General features: G+C 63.9%; 1 protein-coding gene. It reads right to left on the bottom strand.

Translation table 11 applies throughout. The features are described from left to right. On the bottom strand, positions 1 to 788 hold a 788-nt coding region (locus tag AC1DSN_RS23075), incomplete at its 3' end, for a DNA gyrase subunit A (RefSeq protein ID WP_477333217.1). Positions 789 to 1,048: the final 260 nt, after the last annotated feature.

Here is a 1,048-nt window from a genome sequence, read left to right as displayed (position 1 = left end):
ACCTGGTGCGGTAGCGCGGTAATGATGATGTTGCCTTCGTCGCGCTCGTAAATGGCGCGGGCGCGGACCGAGCCGCCACCGTTCTGGTACATGGCCAGGAGTTCGCGGCGCGGCGTGATGATCTCGGCCAGCGTGGGGTAATCCGGGCCCTGGACGTGCTCGCAGAGATCGGCGATCGTCGCGTCCGGGTCGTCCAGCAGGCGAATGCAGGCGCTCGCGACTTCGCGCAGGTTATGCGGCGGGATATCGGTGGCCATGCCCACGGCAATGCCCATCGAGCCATTCAGGAGCACGTGGGGCACGCGCGACGGCAGCCAGGAGGGCTCGTCCATCGTGCCGTCGAAGTTCGGCACCCAGTCTACGGTGCCGTGCTGGAGCTCGGACAGGAGCACCTCGGCGATCGGGGTCAGACGCGATTCCGTGTAGCGCATCGCCGCGAAGCTCTTCGGATCGTCCGGCGAGCCGAAGTTGCCGTGGCCGTCGACCAGCGGGTAGCGGTACGAGAAGGGCTGGGCCATCAGCACCATGGCTTCGTAGCAGGCCGAGTCGCCGTGTGGGTGGAACTTGCCGATCACGTCGCCGATGGTGCGCGCCGATTTCTTCGGCTTGGCGCTGGCCGAAAGGGCCAGTTCGCTCATCGCGTAGATGATCCGGCGCTGGACCGGCTTGAGCCCGTCACCCACGAAGGGCAGGGCGCGGTCCAGCACCACGTACATGGAATAGTCGAGGTACGCCCGCTCGGCGTAGTCCTTGAGCGGGATCTGTTCGTAATTGGCTTGCAGATTCATGGGCTTGGCTGTCCGGCTGGCGCGCTAAGGCGCGTCGTTAACCGGGTGATGTTGCCAGAAACCCGTCTCACAGGTGTAGACCCGTAGACAAATGTAGGAGCCGATTCATCGGCGAAAAGCCAACGAAGCGGTGATGCCGGGCCCATGTACCTCAGCGCAAAGGCTTCCCCGCGTCCACATCCTTCAAAAACCCAATCAGCCCCGTGAAATAGGTCTGCTGATCGTCATACATGGCCATATGGCCGCCCTTCGGGCACAGC

Source organism: Luteibacter sp. P4_D7_3, from assembly GCF_056401735.1.
Note: the sequence above shows the minus strand (reverse complement) of the source record. Positions and strands in the feature narration are given on the sequence as shown.